The 344-nt window shown below is 32.8% G+C and carries 1 pseudogene; it reads right to left on the reverse strand.

What is annotated here, in order from left to right:
- Positions 1-344: pseudogene (locus tag HMPREF2701_RS00340) on the reverse strand (DNA primase); the annotation flags it as partial.

The raw sequence follows: 344 nt of genomic DNA on the forward strand, positions 1-344 counted from the left end.
ACAATAACAGGTTCAACTGTTTCATTTGTTTTCCAGCTTGCTTGTGCTATTAAACCTTGTTGAATCATCCTTTGTACGATTTCTTCTGAAATTCCTCTACATTCTGTTAAGTAATATCTGGCCAGACTGCAGTTAGAATCTTCTATTCTATTTAAAGGATAATAAAATGGTCTCTCTCTTTTTTCTTGAACAGCTTCTTTTTGAAAAGGTTCTTCAGAAAGAAAGGCTAGAGCTTCTTTAAAGGAAATTCCCTGAACAAGTCGAACAAAATCAATGACATCACCTTGAATATCTCTTGAAAACCATTTAAAAGTATTGGTAGTTGAAAAAATCCGAAATGAATC

The sequence above is a fragment of the Streptococcus sp. HMSC077D04 genome, assembly GCF_001808785.1.
In the GTDB taxonomy this organism is placed as follows: Bacteria; Bacillota; Bacilli; order Lactobacillales; family Streptococcaceae; genus Streptococcus; species Streptococcus mitis_BX.